Source organism: Actinocorallia aurea (genome assembly GCF_054783995.1).
The window spans coordinates 155630-178951 of sequence record NZ_BAAGPQ010000008.1 but is presented as its reverse complement, the minus strand read 5'-3'; the positions used below and the strand labels follow the sequence as shown (position 1 = coordinate 178951).

The window sequence follows — 23322 nt, the reverse complement described above, 5'->3', positions numbered from 1 at the left end:
ATTTGTCATGCCGACCCGGTGATCGGCGGCACTGACCCGCGCCATGCCCCGGTTCCTACCGTAGGGGCATGGAAGCGATCCGATTCTCACAGGTGCGCAAGGCCTACGGGCAGGTCCAGGCCGTCGACGGGCTCGACCTCTCCTTCGCCGGAGGGCAGAGCGTGGCCCTGCTCGGGCCGAACGGGGCGGGCAAGAGCACGTCGATCGGGATGCTGCTCGGCCTGGTGCGGGCCGACGCCGGCACCGTCGAGGTCTACGGCGGCACTCCCGCCGAGGCGGTCCGCAAGGGGTGGATCGGGGCGATGCTCCAGGAGGCGGAGCTGCCCGAGGGGCTGACGGTCAAGGAGATCGTCTCCTTCGTCGGCGGGCTCTACCCCGAGCCGCTGCCGCTCGGCGAGGTGCTGGAGATGGCCGACCTCGCCGACCTGGCCGGACGCCGGGTGACGCGCCTGTCGGGCGGGCAGGCGCAGCGGGTGCGGTTCGCGATGGCGATCGCGGGCGCCCCTCGGGTCCTGGTGCTGGACGAGCCGACCGCGGCCATGGACGTCGAGTCGCGCCGCGCGTTCTGGACGGGCATCCGCGGCTACGCCGCCGCGGGCCGCACCGTCCTGTTCGCCACCCACTACCTGGAAGAGGCCGACGAGAACGCCGACCGCGTCGCGGTGATCGCCCGGGGCCGCGCCGTGGCCGACGGCACCCCCGCGGAGATCAAGCGGCTCGCGGGCGGGCGCAAGGTCAGGTTCACCCTCGGCGACCAGCCTTCGGCGGGCCTCGACCGGCTGCCCGGCGTCGTCGAGGTGCTGGTGCAGGGCGGGTCCGCGGTGCTGCGGACCACCGACTCCGACGCCACCGCCGCCGCCCTGTTCACCGAGAGCGGCCTGCTGATCAAGGACCTGGAGATCACCGGCGTCGGCCTCGAAGAGGCGTTCCTGACCCTCACCTCCGCCTGACCCCCGCTTCGCCTGCACCTCCCTCCCCCTAAGGACCTGTGATGCTCTCCTACCTGCGTCTCGAAATCGTGCGGGCCCTCCGCGACCGCCGCTTCCTCTTCTTCACCCTCGCCTTCCCCGTCCTGCTGTTCCTGCTGCTGTCGAGCGTCTACGGCGGCGACGGCCAGACCGACGACGGCACCGGGCTGACGGCGGCGCTGTACATGATGGTGGCGTTCGGCTCCTACGGCGCGATCGGCGCCGCGCTGAACTCGACCGGCCCGAAGCTGGCGCTGGAGCTGCGCGGTGGCTGGCTGCGGCAGCTCCGGCTGACCCCGCTGGCCGCCTGGAAGGTGATCGTCGTGCGGATCGTCACCGCGCTCGTCGTCGCGCTGCCCTCCCTGGCCCTGGTGGGCCTCGCGGCGGCGCTCTTCCAGGACGTCCGGATGCCCGCGGCGCGCTGGGTCGTCCTCATCGCCGTCCTCGCCCTCGGCACGCTCCCGTTCGCCGCGCTCGGCGTCCTCATCGGCACCGCGGTCAAGGCGGACGTGGCCCAGCCCGTCACCCTGATGCTCTACACGCTGATGGCGATCGTCGGCGGCCTGTGGCTGCCCGTCTCGCAGCTCCCGGACTTCCTCCAGGACGTCGCGCCCTGGACGCCCGCGAACCGGATGGGCGAGCTCGGCTGGGCCCTCGTCGCCGGGCACGCCCCCGACACCGCCACGCTGGGCGTCCTCGCAGGCTGGACCGTCGCGCTGGGCGCGCTCGCGCTCGTCGCCTACCGCCGCACTACCGTGTCCGCGTGATGCTCGACATGTCCGGCCCGGAGGAGAAGCGGAAGAAGATCACTTCTGTCCGCCTCGTCCGGGCCCTCGGCCTTTCCCTGGGATTCCTCTACGCCCTTCCCCAGGTCCACCAGATCGCCGGACTGGGCGGCGCCCGAGGCCTCTTGGCGGGCGTGGTGTTCGTCCTGTTCACGCTGCTGTACTTCGGGCTCGGCCTGTACCGCGACGCCTGGCAGCGGGCCCGGCCCGTCCCGCGCTGGGCCCTGTACGGGTCGTTCGTCGCGCTGTGCGCGGCGGCGCCGTTCGTCTTCGGGCCCGGAATGGACGGCACCCCCGTGTACGCGGGCGTCATCTCGGCGCTCCTGCTGTCGGGGCGGCCCGCGATCGTCGCGGTGTGCCTCGCCGCGGCGGGCGCCGCCGCCGTCGCGGTCCGGGACGGCGACGACACCGACACCGTCCTGATCTTCGGCGGGACGACGTTCGGCCTCGGCATGCTGCTGCTGAACTACCGGCGCTCGCGCGAACTCGTCGGGCAGCTCCGGGCCGCGCGGGCCGAGGTGGCGGTGCTGGCCGCGGCCGAGGAGCGGCTGCGGATCGCCCGCGACCTGCACGACCTGCTCGGCCACAGCCTGTCCCTGATCGTGCTGAAGAGCGAGCTGGCGGGGCGGCTGGCCGAACGCGACCCGGCCGCCGCGGTCCGCGAGATCCGGGACGTCAACGCGGTGGCCCGCGAATCCCTGCGGGACGTGCGCGAGACCGTCACCGGCTACCGCAGGCGAAGCCTCGCCGAGGAACTCGACTCCGCGCGCGGCGTGCTCGCCGCGGCCGGGGTGGAGCCGGTGCTGCGGACGTCGGGGACGCCGCTGCCCGAACCGGTGGACGCGCTGTTCGCCTGGGCGGTCCGCGAATGCGTCACCAACGTGGTGCGGCACGCGCGGGCGACCCGCTGCGAGATCACCGTCGCGGCGGCGCGTCTTGAGGTCGCCGACGACGGCAAGGCCAAGGCGCCCGTCATGCCGGGGAACGGGCTGGAGGGGCTGCGCGAGCGGGCGGCCGAGCTGGACGGCACCGTGCAGACCTCGGTGCGGCGTCCTTCCGGGCTCGTCGTTAGGGTCGCCCTGTGATCCGAGTGCTGCTCGCCGAAGACCAGGCGATGGTGCGGGGCGCCCTCGCCAGCCTGCTGTCGCTGGAGGACGACCTCGACGTCGTCGCGACCGCCGGAGACGGGGCCGAGGCCGTCGCGCTCGCGGTGGAGCTGCGCCCCGACGTGGTGCTGCTGGACATCGAGATGCCGCGGATGGACGGGCTGACCGCGGCCGCCGAACTCGCCGCGAAGGCACCGGGGTGCCGGGTGGTGATCCTCACGACGTTCGGCCGTCCCGGCTATCTCCGCAGGGCGATGGAGGCGGGCGCCGCGGCCTTCCTGGTGAAGGACAGCCCCGCCGAGGAACTCGCCTCCGCGATCCGCCGGGTCCTGGCCGGCGAGCGCGTCGTCGACCCGGCGCTCGCCGCGACCGCCCTCAGCGCCGGCCCGAACCCGCTGACGGCCCGCGAGGCCGACGCCCTGCGCGCCTCCCGCGACGGCTCGTCCATCGCCGACATCGCCCGCCGCCTCCACCTCTCCGAAGGCACCGTCCGCAACTACCTGTCCTCCGCCATCGGCAAGACCGGCACCCGCAACCGCATCGAAGCCGAAGAACGCGCCCGCCTGCACGGCTGGCTGTGACCCCGGGATTCTGCGCCGCGGAACTTCCCGCAGGTCACGCGCCGACCCGCGGGGGTTCCCGGCCCTACTCGTCGCGCAGGCCGCCGATCAGATCCGCCCAGACCACACGCGACAGCCCGAGGACGGCCTTGTGCGGGTGGCACGAATCACGGACCATGATCATCACGTCGTAGGGCGCGACCTCGACGCAATTCACATTCGGTTCACCACTCGCTGAACTCTTGCGCCAGGGAAGCCCGGCAAGGGCATCCGGCTGAGCAGCCATCCGGCGCTCCTCCCATTTCTCGCGGTGTGCCCCCGTGCTCCGAGAATTCGGAAGTGGTCGCTCGCTGAATGAGTCAGGGCGCACGACACTCATCCCGTGGAAGATTGTCTAAGAATCTGGGTGATTTGACCAGAATCTTCCACCGGCTGTTGGGAGGAGCGTCTGGCTCAGACGCGATCGTCGAGCTCGGCGGCGACCTCCAGCATCAGGTCGAGGGACTTGTCCGGCGGCAGTGCCTCATCGACGCTCTCCGCGTAGACGTCGCGGTAGTCGTTCACCACATCGGGGTCGGTCGCCAGCTGGCTGGCGCCCTTCGCGCCTTCGATGTAGACCACGTCGTCCAAAGGGCCGTCGAACTCCAGCAGGTTGAAGCCGAGGGACCGCAGGCCCACATAGAAGCCCGCGCTGAACGGCACGATCTGGATGCTGATCCGCGGGTTGGCCCGCGCCTGTTCCACCGCGTAACGGATCTGCCGCTGCTGCACGCCGGGGTTGCGGCTGACGCCGATCTGCCGGCGCAGCACCGCCTCGTCGATCACGTAGTGGACCTGGGGCTGGTCGGCGCGCTCGGCCAGATGGCGCTGCCGTTCGAGCTTCAGCCGGACGCCCGGACTGCGCATGGCCGCGCCCGGCTCCGCGTCCGCCGAAGCCTCAAGGACCTCCGCGTACTCGGGAAGCTGGAGCAGACCGGGGAACACCGTGCCGTGATAATGGCGGAGAAATGAGGCACCTGACTCATATCCCACGAAATTCAGGTAGCGGTCGCTGATCATCTCCCGATACCCGCTCCACCACCCCTGCTCCCGGGCACCGCGGGCGAGATCCTGCATCCTCGCCTGCTTCGACTCCGACGTCACTCCGTAATGGACGAGCAGGGCACCAAGGTCGACGCGGTTGATGCCGGTCTTCCCGCCTTCGATCCTGATCAGTTTGGAGGGGTGCCACTCAAGCGCCGCCGCCACCTGTTCCTGGGTGTAGCCGGCGTCCTTGCGCGACCGCACGAGCTCTTCTCTGAGCAGCGCACTCTCCACCACCGGGCCCTGTCCGCTGGGCATGAAGACCGATCACCCTCCGTCAATAAGGTGGATAGCGAAATGCCAGGTAGCACATCGCCACCCAATACACCCCGAGCCGCCGTTGGCACGAGGAACTTCCCATGTGCTCTCTGAATCCTTACACAGCCGCCACCAGAGACGGTATCGAACCGCCGTTTCATCTGGTTACGATCTGATGCATCACGGTATGATGGCATTCACGATGCAACCTAGCAGATGATGTCATGACAGAACCGAGACAAGATCATCCTACTTACCGCAGTCAACACCGGAACCGCCCAACACCCCGCACGCGTCGTAGCGAGAACGACACTCCGCCTCTATCGGACCCGAACCCGTCCCGGCCCTCCTCGGAGCACTGTGCGAGCCGAGGGAGCACCAGCGAGTCGCCCCAAAGCAGAGCACCCCACCCTTCCAGCGCATTCCCTGTCGCCAAACCGAGATGCGCGCGGAAGGGCGGGGCGACCCATTCATACGCAGTACCCGAACGGGACATCACATGAGCCAGCCTTCCGACTTGACCTGCGCAATCGACCCCTCCGAGCACATCCAGTCTACGCGTGGGAACGCGACCCCGACCAGGGTCGGAAACTCTCCTGAGAGGTTTCCGGCACATGTCCGGGCCGCCTCTCCCGCGGCCCCGGCGCCCCTTCCCGGGGAGCCCTCCTCCGCCCTTCTCCTCCGTCTTCCCGGCTCCCCGACCATGGCGGACGGCGCCGCTCCGTCCCGGCGCGACGCCCCGCTCACCGGGCTGCTGCGCCGGCTGCGGCGGCTGCCGTGGCCGGAACAGGACGCCGCCGCACTCCTGGCCCGCCTCGCGGCGAACTGGCCCCTCGCCCCGCGCGACGACGGCGTCCGCGCGTACGTGCGCCCACGGGTGCTCGGCCTCGTCGCGGGCCCCGCCCCGGTGCCCTGGGGCTCCGTCGTCACCGTCTCCTCGCCCGGTCCGGCAGCCTTCACCGGGCAGAACTGCTCCATCCTCATGGTCGACATCACCGGGTTCAACGGGATCGGCCGCACCGACGCCGACCGGCTGGCCCTGCGCGAGGTCATCTACTCGGGTCTGCGGGCCGGGTTCGAGCGGGCCGGGACGCCGTGGGAGGACTGCCACGTGGAGGACCGGGGCGACGGCGCCCTCGTCGTCGTCCCGCCGCACATTCCGACGCGGGTCCTGCTGCGACCGCTGGAGGATCTCGCCGAGGCCGTCCACACGCACAACCTCACCGCCCTGCCGGGCCGGCGGCTCACCGTCCGGGCCGCGCTGAACGTGGGCCCCGTCGTCGCCGACGCGCAGGGGCTGGTCGGCGGCGAGATCAACGGCACGGCCCGCCTCCTCGACGCGCGCGTCCTGAAGCGGCGGCTCGCCGAGAGCGGCGGCGCCGTCGGCGTCATCGTCTCGCGGTTCGTCTACGACACCGCGGTCCGCTCGTTCCCTTCCTTCGCCGCGTTCTACCCGGTGCGCTTCCAGGTGAAGGAGACCCGCGCCAGCGGCTGGGTCGCCTTCCTGTAGCGGGCCGAGGCTGGGGCCGGCGCCGTCCTCCGGCGGCGCCGGCCCGCTGCGCCTCCTCACGGGCAGGCGCAGCCCGGAACCGTCCACCGCGTGACGGTCTGGTCGGGATGCTCCTCGACCAGGACGGAGCCCTCGCACAGAAGGAAGATCAGGGGAAGCCCGCGGCCGCTCTCGGCCAGCAGGTCGAAGTCCGGGTCCGCGAACGCCGGATCGGCCTCCGGATCGGACAGCCGGCGCATCTCCGAGACGGTGCGCTGGGTGAAACCGACGTGGCCGGACGGTGGCATCCGGTGCACGAGCTTTCCGGTGAGGTGACCCCCGATGTGTCCCACGGTGAGGGTCGCGTCGCCGGGAAGGCCGTGGACGACGCAGTTCCCGAGCAGTTCGGAGACCACGACGAGGTAGTCGTCCCGCGCGCCGCACTCGGCGGGGAGCGCGCGGCGGACCCACGACCGTGCCTCGGCCACCCGGGAGGCCTCGGTGAAGAAGGTCCGCTCGACCGCGTTGGGCGAAGCGGTCGCGAGCGCTTCGTCGAAGGTCATGGCTCACAAAATAAGGAGCGGCGGCGCACCCGGTCCAGTTGGTTTCTCATCGTTTCTCCTACGGCGCGGCGGCTTCGATGAGCGCGCGGGCCTCCCTGCCGTAAACGGACGCCTGCGCGAGCCTTTCGAACGTGCCCAGATACGCCTGGACGTCGCTGGGCTGCCGGTTGCGGACCTGCCCGGCGACCAGGTCCGGCCGGACCTCGCGCGCGTCGTAGATCCAGAAGCCCTCCCAGGGCCAGACCGGTCGCGGCGCGCGCAGCGGCAGGATGCCGAGGACCACGTTGGACCGTCCGCCGGTGAACTCCAGCAGGCGGGCGAGCTGGGCGCGCATCCCGCTCGGCGGCAGCATCGGCGCGTGCAGGGCGGCCTCGGAGACGACGAACGAGAACGTCTTGGTGCCGTCGTCGAGGTAGCGCTGGTGGGACTGCCGTTCCCGGGTCGCGTCGGCGACGTCGTCGGGGATCTGCCGGAACTCCATGATGGCCGTCAGATGGGCGGTGGTGTACTCGCGCGTCTGGAGCAGCGACGGGATCGGCGCGTGCTGGAAGATGCGGAACTCGCGGGTGTCCTCGTAGAGGACCTGGAACGAGCTCTGCACGGTGCGCAGCCCGCCCTGCTCCATCCGCCGCCACTGGACGTACAGGCCGTCGAGGTTGCGGACTGCGGCGATCAGCTCGGGGATCTGGTCGGAGTTGCCGGTCGCCTGGCACCAGACCCGGATGTCCTCCTCGGTGGGCGTCTGTCGGCAGTTCTGGATCTTGGAGACCTTCGACTTGACCCAGCCGACCTCGGCGGCCAGCGAGGTCACCGTGTGCTGCGACTGGGTCAGCAGCTGCCTCAACTGCGAGGCGAGGATCTTCGATGCCTCGTCCGCGCGCTCCTTGGTCGTCGGCATGTACTGACGGTACGCCGGTTGTTTCTCTTTGTCCCCGGGTGTTTCCGAGCCGGGATGAGAAATCGCGGCGGTCCCGCCCCTCCCGTCAGTCCAGTCGCGCGAAGTCCTTCACGTGCAGGACCGCGGTGCCCGTCTCGTCGGAGGCGGCGAGGTCGACGTCGGCGGTGAGCGCCCAGTCGTGGTGGCCCGCCGGGTCGGCGACGGTCTGGCGGACGTGCCAGACGCCGGGCTCCTCGGTGATCTTGAGGAAGGCCGGGCCGCGCGCGTCGGCGCCGGTGGGGAGCTCGTCGTGCTCGTCGAAGTACTCCTCGACGGCGTCCTCCCAGTCGGCGGCGTCCCAGCCGGTGCCGAGCTCCTCCAGTTCGCGCCAGGCGCGGCGCGAGGCGAGCTGGAGGTGGCGGAAGGCGGCGTTGCGGACGAGGACGCGGAACGCGCGCGGGTTCGCGGTGACCGCGTTGGTCTTCTCCTCGATGGGCTCGTCCGCCTCGGCCGTCGGGTTGGCGAGCTGCTCCCACTCGTCGAGGAGGCTGCTGTCGACCTGCCTGACGAGTTCGCCCAGCCACTCGATGAGGTCCTGGAGCTCCTCGGTCTTGGCCGAGTCCGGCACCGTCTGGGCGAGCGCCTTGTAGGCCCCGGCCAGGTACCGCAGCACGATGCCCTCACTGCGGGCCAGCTCGTAGTGGTGCACGTACTGGGAGAAGTTCATCAGCCGCTCGGAGAGGTCCCGCACGACCGACTTCGGGCGCAGCGGGTGGTCGGCGACCCACGGGTTGCCGCGCGCGTAGATCTCGAACGCGCCGTCGAGGAGGTCCTCCAGCGGCTTGGGGTAGTCGACCTCCTCCAGCAGCTCCATGCGCTCCTCGTACTCGATGCCGTTCATCTTCATCTCCGCGACGGCCTCGCCCTTGGCCTTGTTCAGCTGGGCGGCGAGGATCTGGCGCGGGTCGTCGAGGGTCGCCTCGATGACGGAGACGACGTCGAGCGCGTACGTGGGCGCGTTCTTGTCGAGCAGTTCGAGCGCGGCGAGCGCGAAGGTGGACAGCGGCTGGTTGAGCGCGAAGTCCTCCTGGAGGTCGACGGTGATGCGCACCCACCTGCCGTCCTCGTCCGGGACGGTGAGCTCCTCGACGATCCCGCCCGCGCGCAGCGACCGGTAGATGGCGATCGCGCGGGAGATGTGGCGGCGCTGGGCGGCGCGGTCCTCGTGGTTGTCGGTGAGGAGCTTCTTCATCGCCTGGAACGCGTTGCCCGGCCGGTTGATCACCGACAGCAGCATGGTGTGGCTGACCTCGAACCGGGACATGAGCGGTTCTGGCTCGGCGGTCTGGAGGCGGTTGAAGGTCTCCTCGTCCCAGGAGACGAAGCCCTCCGGCGGCTTCTTGCGCACGAGCTTGCGGAGCTTCTTGGTGTCGTCGCCCGCCTTGAGGACCGCCTTGTGGTTCTCCACGATGTGGTCGGGCGCCTGGCAGACGACGTAGCCGACGATGTCGAACCCGGCACGTCCGGCGCGGCCGGCGATCTGGTGGAACTCGCGGGCGCGCAGGCGGCGCACCCGGCGGCCGTCGTACTTGGACAGGGCGGTGAACAGCACGGTGCGGATCGGCACGTTGACGCCGACGCCGAGGGTGTCGGTCCCGCAGATGATCTTCAGCAGCCCGGCCTGCGCGAGCCGCTCCACGAGGCGCCGGTACTTGGGCAGCATGCCCGCGTGGTGCACGCCGATCCCGTGCCGGACCAGCCGCTCCAGGGTCTTGCCGAACGTGGTGGTGAAGCGGAACCGGCCGATCAGCTTGCCGATCTCGGCCTTCTCCTCCTTGGTGCAGACGTTGACGCTCATCAGCGACTGCGCCCGCTCGATCGCCGCCGCCTGGGTGAAGTGGACGACGTAGACCGGGGCCTTCTTCTCCAGCAGGAGGTGCTCGATCGTCTCGTGCAGCGGAGTGAGCTTGTAGGAGTACTCCAGCGGCACCGGACGCGTCGCCGAGCGGACGACGGCCGTCGGGCGGCCGGTGCGGCGGGTGAGGTCCTTCTCGAACATCGCCACGTCGCCGAGCGTCGCCGACATGAGCAGGAACTGGGTCTGCGGCAGCTCCAGCAGCGGGATCTGCCAGGCGACGCCCCGGTCGGGCTCGGCGTAGAAGTGGAACTCGTCCATGACGACGAGCCCGATGTCGGCGCGGTCGCCCTCCTGCAGGGCGATCGCCGACAGGACCTCGGCCGTGCAGCAGATGATCGGCGCGTTCGGGTTGACCGAGGCGTCGCCGGTCATCATGCCGACGTTCTCGCTGCCGAACTGCTCCACGAGGTCGAAGAACTTCTCCGACACCAGCGCCTTGATCGGCGCGGTGTAGAAGCTGCACTCGTCGCGGGCCAGCGCGGCGAAGTGGGCGCCCGCCGCGACCAGGGACTTCCCGGAGCCCGTCGGCGTCGCCAGGATGACGTTGGCGCCGGTGACGAGCTCCATCAGCGCCTCCTCCTGAGCCGGATAAAGGCTCAGGCCGCGCTGCTCGGTCCACCCCGCGAAGGCCTCGAACGCCTTGTCGGGATCGCCGTCTTCGGGAAGCAGGTCGTGGAGGTTCACCCTTCCATGATGGGTCATCCCCAGACCGCGCCGACCTCCTCGGCGACCTCGGCGGCCTGGGCCCGTCCGGCCTCGAAGGCGGGCAGCCAGAGGCGGCCGTCGAGGATGTCCACGCCGAACAGCTCGATCGAGACCTGGTTCGGGCCGATGGCGGCGATCTTGGCGTCACCGAGGGCGATGATCTCCCTTTCCAGGACGGGCCTGGGCGTCATGTGCGCCATCGGCTCGATGATCACGACCTGGTCATGGCCCGCGGCGAGGTCGGCGTTGCTGACCGAGCGGACGCCGCCGTCCATGTAGCGGCGCCCGGCGATCTCCACGGGCGGGAAGACCGCAGGGACGGCGCAGCTGGAGGCGACGGCGAGGCCCAGAGGCACCCCGGCGTCCTTCGTCCAGATCTGGAAGGCGCCGTCCGCGGTGTCCACGGCGGTGATCCGCAGGTCCCGGTCGGGCCACTCCTGGCTCGGCAGCCGCTCGCCGATCTGGGCGAGCCTGGCCCCGTCGCCGGTGACGGTCAGGGCCAGCTCGCCGATCCGTCGCCGCGCCTCCTGCGGGTCGAGGCCGGGGTCGCCGTACATGAGCGCGAAGGCCTGCATGACCTTGTCCATGTCGACGTCCATCGCCTCGGCCGCCTCGGCTTCGGCGGCGGCGACCGCGGAGATCTCGGTAGCCAGGTCGGTGCCTTGGGCGACCATCGCGCCGACGACCGAACCCGCGGAGGTGCCGATGATGAGGTCGGCCTCACCGAGGTCGACGCCGGCCGCGCGCAGGCCCGTGACCAGGCCCGCCTCCCATCCGATGCCGGCGACGCCCCCGCCGGCCAGGACCAGTGCTCTGCTCATGGTCCCAGTGTCGCGCAGAAGGGCGGCGCGCCGGAATCAGGCCCCCATCCAGGCGGGGTCGGCGGGCAGCGCGCCCATTCCCGGCGCGAACGACCCCGCGGGGAAGCACGCCCAGGCCCTGGTGTTGGTCTCCTTGACCTCGATGGAGACCGGCCGGTAGCGGTCGGCGAACCTGAGGCCGGAGACGACCTCGCCGAAGACGAACGCCGAGACGATCACGCCGAGGTCGGCGGTCGTGGCGGCCAGCTCCTTCTTGAAGTCCGGCGCGTCGAGGGCTCGGTGGAGCTGGTTGGCGGCCCTGCCGACGAGCCCCCGCCCGTCGTGGATGACGTGCCCGGCGTCCACGGACATGCGCATGCGCAGCCGGGACGGCTCGGCCGCGCGCCGGTTGTGGTCGGCGAGCAGCCTGTGCAGGTGCCCGACGAGCGGATCGATGAGCTTGACGGTCGGTAGCCCGGCGGGCAGCGCCATGAGGATGCCGTCGCCGCGGTCCTCGCGGTGGCTCTGCGTCCAGGGGAGCCGCAGCCCGCCCTGGTCGAACGCCTGCTCGACCAGCCGGTACATCGTGTCGCGCAGGTAGATCATGTCCTCGTGGCTCCGCGCCAGGTTCCCGAAGGCGCAGATGTCGAAGGCGAGCAGTGCGTGCACGCCGCCTTCCGGGCGGACCCTGCCCCCGTCGGTGCAGGTGGTCGGAAAAGTCCCTCGTCTAGTGTGGTGAGACCGCTTCATTACCCAGCCATCCCCTGGTTCTACTTCCTGGTGTTGCCCCCAGACGGGGATGAGACGCAACAAACCGGCGATCGGCTCCATCCCAATGGTTGGGATGTTTTGATGGAGTTCGAAGCGATTTCCAGGAGGGATCGAGCCATGCCCGGGCCGCTCTGGCGTGACATCTCCGAGACGCTGCTCAGGCGGATCGAGTCGGGGGAACTGGAGCCCGGCGCCCAACTCCCCACCGAGCCGGAGCTCATGGAGGAGTTCATGGCCGGGCGCAACACCGTCCGCCAGGCCCTCCAGCCGCTGATCCAGCGCGGCATGATCACCGCCCAGCCCGGTCGCGGCACCTTCGTCACCGAGAAGATCGACCCGTTCGTCACCACGCTGACCGAGAACCCGAGGACGGGCTTCGGCGGTGGCGAGGGCGCCGCGTACATGTCGGAGGCGAGCCTCCAGCAGCGGATGGCCCGCAACGGGCCGATCAAGGTCGAACTCCAGATGGCCACCCCGTACATCGCGCGCGGGCTCGGCGTCGAGGCGGGCACCCCCGTCGTCAGCCGGCACCAGGACAGGTTCATCGACGGGCGGCCGTGGTCGCGGCAGTCGTCGCACTATCCGATGACGCTCGTCGAGGCAGGGGCCGCGCTCCTGCTCCAGGCGGTCGACATCGACCAGGGCCCCGTCGCGTACCTGGAGGACGCCCTGGGCATCCGCCAGGTCGGCTACCAGGACCTCGTCCTGGGCCGCCCCGCCCACCCCGCCGAGGCCGCGTTCTTCCGGCTCTCCGGCCCCGGCAGCCTGGTCTTCGAGCAGCGCCGCACCGCCTTCGCCATCGACGGCCACCACATCCGCCTCACCGTCACCGTCTACCCCGCCGACCGCAACCGCTTCCTGATCAACGAAGGGGTCGTGCCCGAACACGCGGTGAGCCCCCCGCCCGCGAAGGACCGCGGGTGAGGGACTCGGCGCGAGTCCGTCTCCTTCGTCAGGCCCTGGCCGCGGCGCGGACCGGCCGCAGCAGGTCCATCAGGCGCGGCCCGGGGTGCCCGAGTTTCTCCAGCATCCGCGCGGCCTCCCCCGCGGTGAGCCGGTCGGCGGGGTCCTTGCGGAGCAGGCCGTCGATGACCGGGCGCAGCGGCCCGGCGTTGCGCGGCGGCGTGTGCTCGTCCACGAGGACCGCGAGCATCGACGCCAGCGCCCCCGCACGTCGGTAAGGCGGACGCCCGTCTACGGCGGTGTAGAGCGTGACACCCAGGGACCACAGGTCCGAAGCCTCGGTGAGCCGGTCGTTGCGCGCCTGTTCGGGCGACACGTACGCCGGGGAGCCTTCGAGGACGGTCAGGTCGGTGTCCTCGGTGTGGATGGCGAGCCCGAAGTCGGTGAGGACCACACGTCCGTCGGGGCACACCATCACGTTGCTCGGTTTGACGTCCCGGTGCAGGAGTCCGGCCGCGTGCGCCGCGCGCAGCACCGCGCACAGCTGGCGGCCGATCTCGGCGGCCCGGGCCGGGTCAAGCGGGCCCTCCTCGTCGATGACCTGTTGCAGATTGGGCGCGTCGACGAACTCCATGACCAGCCACGGACGTCCGCCGGCGACGAGCACGTCGTGCACCGCCGCCGTGCCGGAATGGCTGAGCCGCGCCATCGACCGCGCCTCACGGGTGAGCGAGCGGCACAGTTCGCGCCGTCGCTCGGTGTCCGCTCCCAGCGGGAGCAGGATCTCCTTGACCGCGACCACCCGGTCGAGGACTTCGTCGTGGGCGCGCCACACCACGCCCATGCCTCCACGGCCTCGCTCTTCGAGCAGCCGGTAACGCCCCGCGACAAGAATTGGTCTGACCCCCGTCTCGCACGTCCAGCACGCTCTCTGTCCTCACGTACTGCCCGTTTTGCGAGGATGAAATGGTCGGGTGATCTTCAAGAGTCGGGCAGTTTTCGGCCGCGTCGCGACAGCCACCAGGCCCAGACGAGGCCGCCCAACGGGATTTCCACGACATAAGTGAAGAAGCTGTACAGCAGGACCGCAGTGGCCGCGCCCGCCGCGTCAAGGCCGAAGTGGACGAGCACCGCTGCCGTCCCCGTCTCGGAGACCCCGGTCCCGCCGGGGGTGAGCACGACGCTCGTCAGCACCCGGTTGAGCGCGAAGGCCGCGACGGTCTCGGCGAGCCGCGGCGGCTCCCCGACCGCCCAGAGACACGCGTAGAACAGCACGCCCTGGAGCAGCAGGTATCCCGTCATGCCGAACGTGAGGACGCGCCAGCCGGTGCGCAGGACGTCGAGGGTCTCGGCACGGACCCGCAGCAGCGAGGCGCCGAGGCCGCGCAGCAGGGAAGCCATGCGGCGCGGCGCGCGGGCGGCCAGCGCGCGCAGGCGGGCGTCGACCCAGCGCGCGGCGCCTTCGTACCGCAGCGCGACGCCGAGGAGCACCGCGCAGCCCGCGAGCAGCGCGCCCGCCGACGCCGCCGCGGCGGCCAGCTCCCGGTTGGGCGCCTCCCCGATCGCCAGCAGGGCGGCGATGCCGACCGCGGGCAGCAGCAGCCTGCCGAAGACGTTCCAGACCCCGCTCACCAGCGTCGAGACCGCCACGGACGCGGCGGGGAACCCCCAGCTCCCGGCCATCGCGAACGTCGCGGCGACCCCGGCGGCCCCGCCGAACGGCAGCAGGTTGCTGACCGCGCTGCCCGCTGCGTTGAGCTGGAACGCCTGCGTGTGCCGCAGGCCCGGCAGCGAACCCGTCAGGACGAACGTGTACAGGCCGAGCCCCGCCAGCCACAGCACCACGAGCAGGGCGGCCTGGCCCGGTCCGAGCGCGGTGAGGCCCGCCGCGATCGCCGTCCAGTCGGCGCCGACGAGCCTGGGCATCAGCGCGATGAGCCCGGCAGCGAGGGCCAGTGAGGCCGCCGACAGGACGAGCCTTCTCACCGCCGTACGTAGTACTCGGTGCCGAGCGCCAGCCTGAACAGCGGCCCGGGCAGCCTGCACAGCACGGCCAGGAGGCGTGGGCCGCCGGTACCTTGGCTGGCGTGCGCGGCCATCGCGGCGCGCTTCGCGGCGGCGAAGCGGCGGACGTCGACGCGATGGCTGATCTCTGAGCCGGGTGTGTATGCCTGCCTCCAGCCGTCCAGCGGGAACACGCCTGCCAGCGGGCGCAGCCACCGCCACAGCCGGTCCCGGTCCACCGTCGCCTCCAGCACCACAGGCGTGCCCGCGGCGCGCGCGGCGGCCACCCCCACGCGGTGCACCTGCACGTGGTCGGGATGGCCGTAGCCGCCCCGCTCGTCGTAGACCGTCAGCAGGTCCGCGTTCTCCTCCGCAAGGATGCGCGCGAGCCTCTGCGCGGGCTCCTCGACGGGACGCGACGCGAAGCCGCCGGGCGCGCACCCGTCGAGTCCCGAGTCGGGGTAGCCGAGCGGGACGACGCGGGCGCAGCCGAGGACGCGGGCCGACTCTTCGAGCTCGCGCAACCGCAGCGGGCCCAGCGCGCGGGTGCGCAGCCCCGTGCGCCCGAGTTCGCCCGCGGTGGCGACGACGAGGACGACCCGGTTGCCTTCCGCCGCGAGCCTCGCCATGAACCCCGCGGTCAGCAGCGCCTCGTCGTCGGGGTGGGCGTGGAAGAAGACGCAGGTGCGCATGAAGCGGAATCTGCCCTGCGCCTTGTGAAGATCAGGCCGTGCGGGGGTCAAGTCTGGGTCAGAGCGGACGCCGCAGCCCGGTTCCGGCGCGCGCGCTCCCGAAACTCACGAAGGTGAGGATTCTCCATGTGAGCGACTGCTTCCTGCCGCGCCTCGGCGGGATCGAGGTCCAGGTGGACGAGCTGGCGGCGGCACAGCGCGGGTGCGGGCACGAGGTGGCGGTGGTGACCGCGACCCCCGGGCCCGGCTACGACGGACTGCTGCGGGTCGGTCCGCGCGTCCCGTGGGGCCTGCCCGTCGGCGGATCGCTGCGGCCGGTCGTGGAGGAGCTGAAGCCCGACGTGCTGCACGTCCACGCGGGCGTCGTGTCGCCGTTCGCGTGGCGGGCCCTGGCGACGTGCCGGGACGTGCCGACGGTCGTCACCGTCCACAGCCTGTGGGGAAGGCCGACCGGGCTCGTCTACCGGCGGCTCGTCGACCGGGACGTGGCCGTCACCGCGGTGAGCGAGGCGGCGGCCCGGCCGATCCGCCGGGCGCTCGGCGCCGACGTGCGGGTCGTCCCGAACGGCATCGACACCGCGCCGTGGCGGGCGATCCGGCCGTGGCTGCCGACCGGCGCCGTCCACGTCGTCGCGGTCGGCAGGCTCGCCCCGCGCAAGGAGCCGTTCACGCTGCTCAAGGTGCTGCGCGCGGCGGGCAAGCGGGTGCCGATCCGGGCGACGATCGTCGGCGACGGCCCCGCCTCGCGCGGGGTGCACCGTTTCCTCCGCGAGAACCGCATGGCGCACTGGGTGCGCGTCACCGGCAGGCTCGACCGGTCCGAAGTGCGCGAGGTGCTCGCCTCCGCTGACGTGTTCGTGGCGCCCGCCAGGCTGGAGTCCTTCGGGCTCGCCGCCCTGGAGGCGCGGCTCGCCGGGGTGCCCGTGATCGCGCACGCCGCCTCCGGTGTCGCCGACTTCGTCGCGCCCGAGCGCGAGGGGCTGCTCGCCGGATCGGCGAAGGAGATGACCGAGGCGCTGGTCCGGCTCGTCACCGACGCCGACCTGCGGCACCGCATCGCCGAGCACAACGGCGCCACGGTGCCCGAGCGGTGCACCTGGCCCGCGGTCCTCGCCGCGTTCGAGGAGCTGTACGAGGGCCTTTGCCCCGCACCGACCGACCTGTCGGAGGGATCTCTCCCGGAAAGAGACCAGTCGGCGAGCCGGTCGGACGGCGCGCGGGTGCCCGGCCCCCAGGAGCCGGACCCGGGCGAGGAAGTGCCGCGGACCGGCCGCCCGGAGGACGACGGTCCGCGGCACCCCGGCAGCGCGCAGAAGCCCGGCAGCGCGCGGAACCCCGACGGGCCTCAGACGCCGAGCACGGACCGCGCCCACTTGTAGTCCGACTTGCCGACCGCGGTCCGCTGCACCTCCGCGACGATCTGGAGCTGGCGCGGCATCTTGTAGCCCGCGATCCGCTCACGGCAGTGCTCGACGATCTCCTCGAGGGTGATGCCCTCGTAGCCCGGGGCCGGCGCCACGACGGCCGCGACGCGCTGGCCGAACCTGTCGTCGGGCACGCCCACCACGACCACGTCGTAGACGCCGGGGTGCTCCTTGACGGCGACCTCGACCTCTTCGGGGTAGACCTTCTCGCCGCCGGTGTTGATCACCAGGGAGCCCCGGCCGAGCAGGACGATCGAGCCGTCCTCCTCCAGGCTGGCGAAGTCCCCCGGGACGGACCAGCGCACCCCATTGGAGTCGGTGAAGAACGTGGAGGCGGTCTTGGCCGGGTCGTTGTAGTAGCCGAGCGGGATGTGGCCGGTGCGGGCCAGCTTGCCGATCTCACCGGCCTTGACGGGCCGCAGGTCGTCGTCGAGGACGGTGATGCCCTCGTTCATCTTGAAGCGCGCGGTGCCCTCCTTGCCTTCGACGGACGGGCCGCACGCGCCGGTCTCGGACGCGCCGTAGCTGTCGAGGAACAGGCCGGTCGCCAGGTGCTTGCCGAGGGCGGCCTTGGCGACGTCGGTGAGGGGGGCGCCGCCCGAGCCGATGGCCAGGAGGCTGGAGATGTCGTAGCCGCCCTTGTCGAGTTCGGCGGCGAGCGGCCTGCCCATGACGTCGCCGACGATCATGACGATGTTCGCGCCCTCCTCCTTGACCAGGTTCAGCACCCGCGCCGGGTCGAAGGAGTGCTCGTTCCACAGGACCAGCCTGTTGCCGCTGAGCAGCGCCATCATCGCCACCCACTGGCCCGCGCCGTGCATGACGGGCGCGCAGTCCAGCACGGTCGCGCCGGGGGCGGCGACGCGCTCGACGATCTCCTCGGGGGTCTTGATCGGCTCGCCGAGGGAGTTGCCGCCGCCGAGCGCGCCGAAGAAGATGTCCTCCGCGCGCCACTCGACGCCCTTGGGATAGCCCGTGGTCCCGCCGGTGTAGATGATGTAGCGGTCGTCGTTGGAGCGCGCGGCGAAGTCGTCGTCCGCGGACTGCGCCGCGAGCGCCTCCTCGTAGCCGACGGAGTCGGCGATCTCCTGGTCGCCGCCGTCCTCCAGCACGATGACGTGCCGCAGCAGCGGGAGTTGGTCCCGGTCGAGCCTGGCCAGCAGGGAGCGCTCCCCGATCACCGCGACGGACCGGGAGTCGGTCAGCACGTGGTGCAGTTCGCCGGCGACGTACCGGTAGTTCACCGGGATCGGCACCGCGCGGATCTTGAACGCGCCGAAGAAGGACTCCAGCCACTCGGCCCGGTTCCACGAGAGGATCGCGACGTGGTCGCCGGGGCCGACGCCCTGGGCGGCGAGGTGATGAGCGATCTTGGAGGCCCGGGCGTTCAGTTCGGCATAGGTGAGCCGGACATCTCCGGCCACCAGAGCCTCCCGATCAGGTGCCGCGGCTCCCGCCAGCAGCTCCAGAAGATCGGCCAGGTTGTAAGTGGACATGGGTCTCCTCCCGAGGGGTGATCGCGCGAGACGTGCGGCCATCCTCGTTTCCATTGGATTAACCGGCAATACCTCGCATCACCCCCACGAGGAGATTCGGATCACAATTCGGACTCGTTACCAGGCTGCTGAGCTGGGGTCCAGTGCCCCGGCGACGGAACTCGGCCCGACACCCTTAACGGCGTTCTTATGGACCGAACGGCAGGGTAGATAACGATTCAGCAACCTGTCGCTCAGCGACCTGGCGGCAGGGGGCCAAGACGTGGGGGGCCAAGACGTGAGCACACCGGTTGCCTGGACACCGCCGAGTTGGGAACAGATCGTCACCGAGCACTCCGGCCGCGTGTTCCGGCTCGCCTACCGGCTGACCGGGAACAGGCACGACGCCGAAGACCTGACCCAGGACGTCTTCGTCCGGGTCTTCCGATCCCTGTCCTCCTACACCCCGGGCACCTTCGAGGGCTGGCTTCACAGGATCACCACCAACCTCTTCCTCGACGGCGCCCGCCGCCGCCAGCGCATCCGCTTCGACGCCCTCACCGACGAGGCGGCCGCCCGGCTGCGCAGCGTCGACCGCGGCCCGGCCCAGATCATCGACGACGCCGCGCTCGACCCCGACGTGCAGGCCGCGCTGGACTCCCTCGCGCCCGAGTACCGCGTCGCCGTCGTCCTGTGCGACATCGAGGGCCTCACCTACGAGGAGATCGCCGCCACCCTGGGCGTCAAGCTCGGCACCGTCCGCAGCCGCATCCACCGCGGCCGGGCGCAGCTGCGCATGGCCCTGGAGCACCGCAAGCCCCGCTCGGCCCGGCCTGCCGACGCGGTCGCGGCCGGAGTCTGACCCGCCCGCGACCCTTCCGCTAACCCAAAGGTCGGCTGTGTCCTAGCGGAGACAGGTGGGTTTCTCCGGGGTTTCTTGTGATCGCCCGCCTATGACCGCCCGGTCTTCCCGGGTTATCTTCCGGCCATGGACATGGTCTTCGCACGCCGCGGGTCAGGCCCGCCGCTCGTCGTCCTGTGCGGCACGGGGCCCCGCGGCCGGGCCTGGGAGCCGGTCATCGGCATCCTCGCGGCCGAGCGGGAGGTCCTCCTCGCCGCCGTCCCGCCCGGCGACCTCGACGCCACCACCACCGCGCTCGCCTTCGCGCTCGCCGACCTCGACCGCCCCCACATCGCCGGATGGGGCTTCGGCGGGCTCGTCGCACTGGAGGCCGCGGAACGCGGCCTCGTCTCCTCCGCCACGGCCATCGCCCCGACCGGCTTCACGACGGCGGACGAGCCCTCCCTCCTGCTCGCCGCAGCCCGGCGCGCGGCGGCCCTGCCCGGCCTGCTCCTTGAGCGGCTGGTGCCCCCACCCGTCGCGGGCTCGCTGCCCTACCGGGCCGGGTTCGGCGGCGCGCGGCCCGCGCCGGACGACGGCTCCGCGTTCTCCGGCGACCTCGCCGACGTCCCCGTCACCCTGGCCTGGGGCACCCGACGCCGCGGCGGCGCCCCCACCTCCGCCCGGTCGGCCCGCGCTCAGCTCCCCCACGTCACCCACCTGCGGCTGCCCGGCTGCGGCAGGGTCCCCATGGCCGACGCCCCGCGCATGGTCGCCGAGGTGATCCTCACCGCCACGGCGGCCGCCGAGCGGCAGCGGGTGGCGATCGCCGGTTAGGGCCGCGCGAGCGGCAGTCGCAGCACGAAGCAGGCGCCCTTGGGCGTGTCTACGGCCGCGAGGTCGCCGCCGTGGGAGCGCGCGATGTCGCGGGCGATGGCCAGGCCGAGCCCGGTGCCCCCCGCGTTCCTGCTGCGCGCGGTGTCCAGCCGGGAGAAGCGGGCGAAGATCCGCTCCCGGTCCTCCGGGGGGATGCCCGGGCCGTTGTCGCGCACCTGCATGACCGCCTCGCCTCCCTCCCGGCGCACGATCACCGTGGCGTCGCCGCCGCCGTAGCGCTCGGCGTTGTCCAGGAGGTTGCCGTAGAGCCGGGCGAACTGGAAACGGACGCCGTGCACCCGCACGCCGTGCTCCGCGTCCAGCCGCACGCCCTTGCGCGCCTCCAGCCGGGCCAGCTCGCCGAGGTCGAAGTCCTCGGCGACCGACGTGCCCGCGCCGAGCTGGGACAGCAGCAGCAGATCGGTGATGATCGCCTCAAGTCGGTCGGTGTCGCGCAGCGCCGCCCGGGACACGTCCTCCCAGTCGGCGTCCTCGGGATGCAGGAGGGCGCCCTCCAGGTTGGCGCGCAGCCCCGCGATGGGGGTGCGCAGCTCGTGCGAGGCGTCGGAGGCGAACTGGCGCTGGCGCTCCACCGAGCGCTCCAGCCGCTCCAGGGTCTCGTTGGACGTCTTGGCCAACCGCACTATCTCGTCATCGCCCTTCGGGACGGGCACGCGCTGGTGCAGGTCGGAGGCGCTGATCTCCGCGAGCTGCCGCCGGATCCCCTCGATCGGGCCGAGCGTCCGGCCGACGATCAGCCAGGTCGCCCACGCGGTGAGCGCGGACAGGCACACCACGCCGAGGCCGGTGAGGAGGTTGAGGCCGATGCCGGACAGCGCCGAGGGCATCGGCATGGACGCCACGACGATGTCGGAGTCGCTGTAGATCGTCGTGCGCAGCGCCACGATCTGGGAGCAGTGCTCGGAGGGCGGGCACTCGACCCGCTGGGCCAGTCTGTCCTCGGAGGGCGGTCGGAGCACGCTGAGCGGAGGCTTGTTCCGGGCGTCGGACGTTCCGGCGATGACCCTGCCGTTCTCGTCGACGACCTGGATGAGGTGGACGCCGGCCACCGACGGGATCGGGTCATCGAGGTGGCCCGCGCGCACGTCCGCCGAGACCCTGCGCACCGCGCGCTCGGCCGACTCCTCTATCTGGGCCTGGATGTTGCGGCGGAACAGGCTGGTGACGCCGATGGCGATCAGGCTGAAGACGAGTGCGGACAGCAGCGCGGCCACCACGGTGTCGCGCGCTCGGATGGAGCGCGGCCACCACCTCATGCCTACCCCCGATGCCTGCCCCCGACGGCCGCGACGAGGTGCCGCGGCGACCCGACATGCGTCCGCCCGATGCCCGACCGGGCCGCGGCGACCGCCCTCGGTGTGCCTACCCGGACGAACGGCCGTCCCAACCCGTCGCGCACGGACTCGTCACGCATGGTGACATCACCGACTGTACTGAATCGATCACGAGAATGGGGGTGGGGGTGCGGAACGCCGTCCACGGACTGAGACCGGGGTCGGTCCGGTGAACTTTCGATGAGACCTGGCGGCATCGGCCCGCGGGGACTGACTCAACGGGTCAGCATGGCGTTATGTTGCCGGAGTGGCATTTTCCGCCCCGACCGGGGAGGAAATCGGCGGTATTCGGGGCCCGATGCACCATGATCAGGTAACGACCGTTACTAGATTGGAACATCGCCCCGCACACCCCCTCCCTCCAGCGATATCCGCCCTTATCGGACCTCTCGGGCGCGCTCCCACCGCAAAGAGCGCGGAAGTTGCCAAGGAGCGAAGGCCGATCCTGGCCCTCCCCGGACCTACACTGGCGGTCTGGTGAACCACCAGAGCATGATTTGCACCACAATCTCAGACGAAAGTCGTCATGATCATTGACATGATCACGACGATCGAGCTGCCCCAGGGCGCGCGGGGCCAATGCCGGATGGAGGTCACCGCGTGACAGCAGAAGTGGGCATCCCCTCCCGCACCGGGCGTGCCGGGCGGGGCCCATGGTCGGACATTCCACGCGAACTCGCCGAACACGTTCTGCCGCACCTCGACCTGGTCGCCGAAGAGATCATCAAGGAGATCCGCTTCCAGGTCCGCGAATACTCCCGGGGTGAGGGGCCCTACGCGTCCACCCTCCGCACCGTCGTCGAGCGCGCGCTCGCCCACTTCGTCGAGCGCGTCGCCCAGGGCGGACCGCACCCCGACCCCGACTTCTTCGAGACCATCGGCCGCGGGGAGGCGGGTGAGGGCCGCAGCCTCGACCCGCTCCAGGCCGCGATGCGCGTCGGTGGGCTCGTCGCCTGGCGGCGGCTGTCGGAGAACGCGTGGGAGCTGGAGCCGCGCGTCATCACCGCGCTCGGCGAGGCGGTCTTCGTCCACCAGGACGACATCGCCCGGCAGGCCGCCGAAGGCTACCGCCAGGCCCAGGCCGACGCCGCGGGCGAGATGCAGCGCCGCCGCCGCAGGCTCCTCGGCCTGCTGCTCGCGGGCAACGCGGGGCACGACGCGATCGCCGACCTCGCCGCCGCCGCGCACTGGCCGATGCCCCGCACCGTCGCGGCCGTCGCCCTCGACATCCGCCACCAGGACACCCGCCCGCCGGCGTTCCCGCCGGACGTGCTGGTCGACCTCGGCCGCACCCAGCCGTCCCTGCTGGTCCCCGACCCCGACGGGCCGGGCCGCAACCAGCTCGTCGACCGAGCCCTCGCCGACTGCTCCGGCGTCATCGGGCCGACCGTCCCGGTCACCGAGGCGGCCCACTCGATGCGGCTCGCCCGGGCCATGCTCCAGCTCGGCCAGCGCGGCGTCATCGACGCCGAGGGCGTCGTGCGGTGCGTCGACCACATGTCGACGCTCATCCTCTTCCAGGACGAGCAGCTGCTGAAGTCGCTCGCGGAACTGCGCCTCGCCCCGCTGTCGCACCTGCGCAGCAGCCAGCAGGACAGGCTCGCCGAGACGCTGCTGGCCTGGCTGCAGTCCGGCCGCAACGCCAACGAGGTCGCGATGCGGTTGCACGTCCACCCCCAGACCGTCCGCTACCGCCTCCGGCAGTTGGAGGAGCTGTTCGGCGACCAGCTCCTCGACCCCGATCTCCGGTTCGACCTGGAGATCGTGCTGCGGGCCCGCAGGCTCCAGCAGTCGGTCGCGCCGGTCCCGGCCGCGCCCGACCAGGCGGTCGCGGGCGAGGTGATCAGCCTCCGCCGCGTCTGATCTGAA

At 71.5% G+C, this 23322-nt stretch carries 22 protein-coding genes; 10 read left to right on the top strand and 12 right to left on the bottom strand.

Annotated features, from left to right (window positions below; translation table 11 throughout):
• Positions 1-68: 68 nt before the first annotated feature.
• Genes ACYVOM_RS10960 through ACYVOM_RS10945 form a run of 4 tightly spaced genes read left to right on the top strand, consistent with a single transcriptional unit; the run spans position 69 to position 3440 of the window.
• Entirely contained in the window at positions 69-950 is an 882-nt protein-coding gene (locus ACYVOM_RS10960; protein ID WP_460303168.1) for an ABC transporter ATP-binding protein, read from the top strand.
• Positions 951-991: 41 nt separating this feature from the next.
• A complete protein-coding gene (locus ACYVOM_RS10955) occupies positions 992-1735 on the top strand; it encodes an ABC transporter permease (protein WP_460303167.1) in 744 nt (247 codons plus the stop codon).
• Positions 1735-2838, top strand: a complete 1104-nt coding sequence (locus ACYVOM_RS10950) for a sensor histidine kinase (RefSeq protein ID WP_460303203.1) — start codon at positions 1735-1737, stop codon at positions 2836-2838. The genes ACYVOM_RS10955 and ACYVOM_RS10950 overlap by 1 nt, the downstream gene beginning before the upstream one ends.
• Positions 2835-3440 carry a response regulator transcription factor gene (locus ACYVOM_RS10945; RefSeq protein ID WP_460303166.1) on the top strand — a complete coding sequence of 202 codons (606 nt, stop codon included), beginning with the start codon at positions 2835-2837 and terminating at the stop codon, positions 3438-3440. Before ACYVOM_RS10950 ends, ACYVOM_RS10945 begins: the two co-directional genes overlap by 4 nt.
• Positions 3441-3504: 64 nt before the next feature.
• Here ACYVOM_RS10945 and ACYVOM_RS10940 read toward each other — a convergent pair whose 3' ends face one another.
• Both ACYVOM_RS10940 and ACYVOM_RS10935 read right to left on the bottom strand, forming a co-directional pair.
• Positions 3505-3705: a DUF397 domain-containing protein gene (locus ACYVOM_RS10940; RefSeq protein WP_460303165.1), complete on the bottom strand. Its 201-nt coding sequence runs from the start codon at positions 3703-3705 to the stop codon at positions 3505-3507.
• 167 nt (positions 3706-3872) lie between these two features.
• Positions 3873-4760, bottom strand: coding sequence for a helix-turn-helix domain-containing protein (locus ACYVOM_RS10935; protein WP_460303164.1), 888 nt, complete (start codon positions 4758-4760; stop codon positions 3873-3875).
• Between the two features lie 703 nt (positions 4761-5463).
• Here ACYVOM_RS10935 and ACYVOM_RS10930 point away from each other — a divergent pair.
• Entirely contained in the window at positions 5464-6270 is an 807-nt protein-coding gene (locus ACYVOM_RS10930; RefSeq protein WP_460303163.1) for a hypothetical protein, read from the top strand.
• 56 nt (positions 6271-6326) lie between these two features.
• Here the strand turns inward: ACYVOM_RS10930 and ACYVOM_RS10925 are convergent, their stop codons facing one another.
• The 5 genes from ACYVOM_RS10925 to ACYVOM_RS10905 all read right to left on the bottom strand — a co-directional run bounded on the left by ACYVOM_RS10925 (position 6327) and on the right by ACYVOM_RS10905 (position 11781).
• Positions 6327-6812 (bottom strand): ATP-binding protein, encoded by a 486-nt coding sequence (locus ACYVOM_RS10925; protein WP_460303162.1) that lies wholly within the window; start codon positions 6810-6812, stop codon positions 6327-6329.
• Positions 6813-6870: 58 nt separating this feature from the next.
• Positions 6871-7710: a DUF5753 domain-containing protein gene (locus tag ACYVOM_RS10920; protein WP_460303161.1), complete on the bottom strand. Its 840-nt coding sequence runs from the start codon at positions 7708-7710 to the stop codon at positions 6871-6873.
• A gap of 85 nt (positions 7711-7795) precedes the next feature.
• Positions 7796-10291, bottom strand: coding sequence for a DEAD/DEAH box helicase (locus tag ACYVOM_RS10915; RefSeq protein ID WP_460303160.1), 2496 nt, complete (start codon positions 10289-10291; stop codon positions 7796-7798).
• A 14-nt stretch (positions 10292-10305) separates the two neighbouring features.
• Positions 10306-11133: a patatin-like phospholipase family protein gene (locus ACYVOM_RS10910; protein ID WP_460303159.1), complete on the bottom strand. Its 828-nt coding sequence runs from the start codon at positions 11131-11133 to the stop codon at positions 10306-10308.
• Between the two features lie 36 nt (positions 11134-11169).
• Positions 11170-11781: a hypothetical protein gene (locus ACYVOM_RS10905; RefSeq protein WP_460303158.1), complete on the bottom strand. Its 612-nt coding sequence runs from the start codon at positions 11779-11781 to the stop codon at positions 11170-11172.
• A gap of 219 nt (positions 11782-12000) precedes the next feature.
• Here ACYVOM_RS10905 and ACYVOM_RS10900 point away from each other — a divergent pair, with 219 nt between their 5' ends.
• Entirely contained in the window at positions 12001-12807 is an 807-nt protein-coding gene (locus ACYVOM_RS10900) for a GntR family transcriptional regulator (RefSeq protein WP_460303157.1), read from the top strand.
• Between the two features lie 28 nt (positions 12808-12835).
• Here the strand turns inward: ACYVOM_RS10900 and ACYVOM_RS10895 are convergent, their stop codons facing one another.
• The 3 genes from ACYVOM_RS10895 to ACYVOM_RS10885 form a co-directional block, all read right to left on the bottom strand.
• Positions 12836-13657: a serine/threonine-protein kinase gene (locus ACYVOM_RS10895; RefSeq protein WP_460303202.1), complete on the bottom strand. Its 822-nt coding sequence runs from the start codon at positions 13655-13657 to the stop codon at positions 12836-12838.
• Positions 13658-13767: 110 nt separating this feature from the next.
• Positions 13768-14772 (bottom strand): lysylphosphatidylglycerol synthase transmembrane domain-containing protein, encoded by a 1005-nt coding sequence (locus ACYVOM_RS10890; protein WP_460303156.1) that lies wholly within the window; start codon positions 14770-14772, stop codon positions 13768-13770.
• Positions 14769-15482, bottom strand: a complete 714-nt coding sequence (locus tag ACYVOM_RS10885; protein ID WP_460303155.1) for a PIG-L deacetylase family protein — start codon at positions 15480-15482, stop codon at positions 14769-14771. The genes ACYVOM_RS10890 and ACYVOM_RS10885 overlap by 4 nt, the downstream gene beginning before the upstream one ends.
• Before the next feature lie 113 nt (positions 15483-15595).
• Between ACYVOM_RS10885 and ACYVOM_RS10880 the strand changes: the two genes are divergently transcribed.
• Positions 15596-16861 (top strand): glycosyltransferase family 4 protein, encoded by a 1266-nt coding sequence (locus ACYVOM_RS10880; protein WP_460303154.1) that lies wholly within the window; start codon positions 15596-15598, stop codon positions 16859-16861.
• Here ACYVOM_RS10880 and ACYVOM_RS10875 read toward each other — a convergent pair.
• A complete protein-coding gene (locus ACYVOM_RS10875) occupies positions 16828-18402 on the bottom strand; it encodes an acyl-CoA synthetase (RefSeq protein WP_460303153.1) in 1575 nt (524 codons plus the stop codon). The two genes, ACYVOM_RS10880 and ACYVOM_RS10875, sit on opposite strands and share 34 nt — an antisense overlap.
• 277 nt (positions 18403-18679) lie before the next feature.
• Here ACYVOM_RS10875 and sigE point away from each other — a divergent pair, with 277 nt between their 5' ends.
• Positions 18680-19243 carry an RNA polymerase sigma factor SigE gene (gene sigE, locus ACYVOM_RS10870; protein WP_460303152.1) on the top strand — a complete coding sequence of 188 codons (564 nt, stop codon included), beginning with the start codon at positions 18680-18682 and terminating at the stop codon, positions 19241-19243.
• Between the two features lie 126 nt (positions 19244-19369).
• Positions 19370-20059, top strand: a complete 690-nt coding sequence (locus tag ACYVOM_RS10865) for an alpha/beta fold hydrolase (RefSeq protein ID WP_460303151.1) — start codon at positions 19370-19372, stop codon at positions 20057-20059.
• On the opposite strand, the gene ACYVOM_RS10860 is transcribed toward ACYVOM_RS10865, so the two are convergent.
• Entirely contained in the window at positions 20056-21375 is a 1320-nt protein-coding gene (locus ACYVOM_RS10860; RefSeq protein WP_460303150.1) for a sensor histidine kinase, read from the bottom strand. The genes ACYVOM_RS10865 and ACYVOM_RS10860 overlap by 4 nt on opposite strands.
• 678 nt (positions 21376-22053) lie before the next feature.
• Between ACYVOM_RS10860 and ACYVOM_RS10855 the strand changes: the two genes are divergently transcribed.
• Positions 22054-23316 (top strand): PucR family transcriptional regulator, encoded by a 1263-nt coding sequence (locus ACYVOM_RS10855; RefSeq protein ID WP_460303149.1) that lies wholly within the window; start codon positions 22054-22056, stop codon positions 23314-23316.
• The last annotated feature ends 6 nt before the right edge of the window (positions 23317-23322 follow it).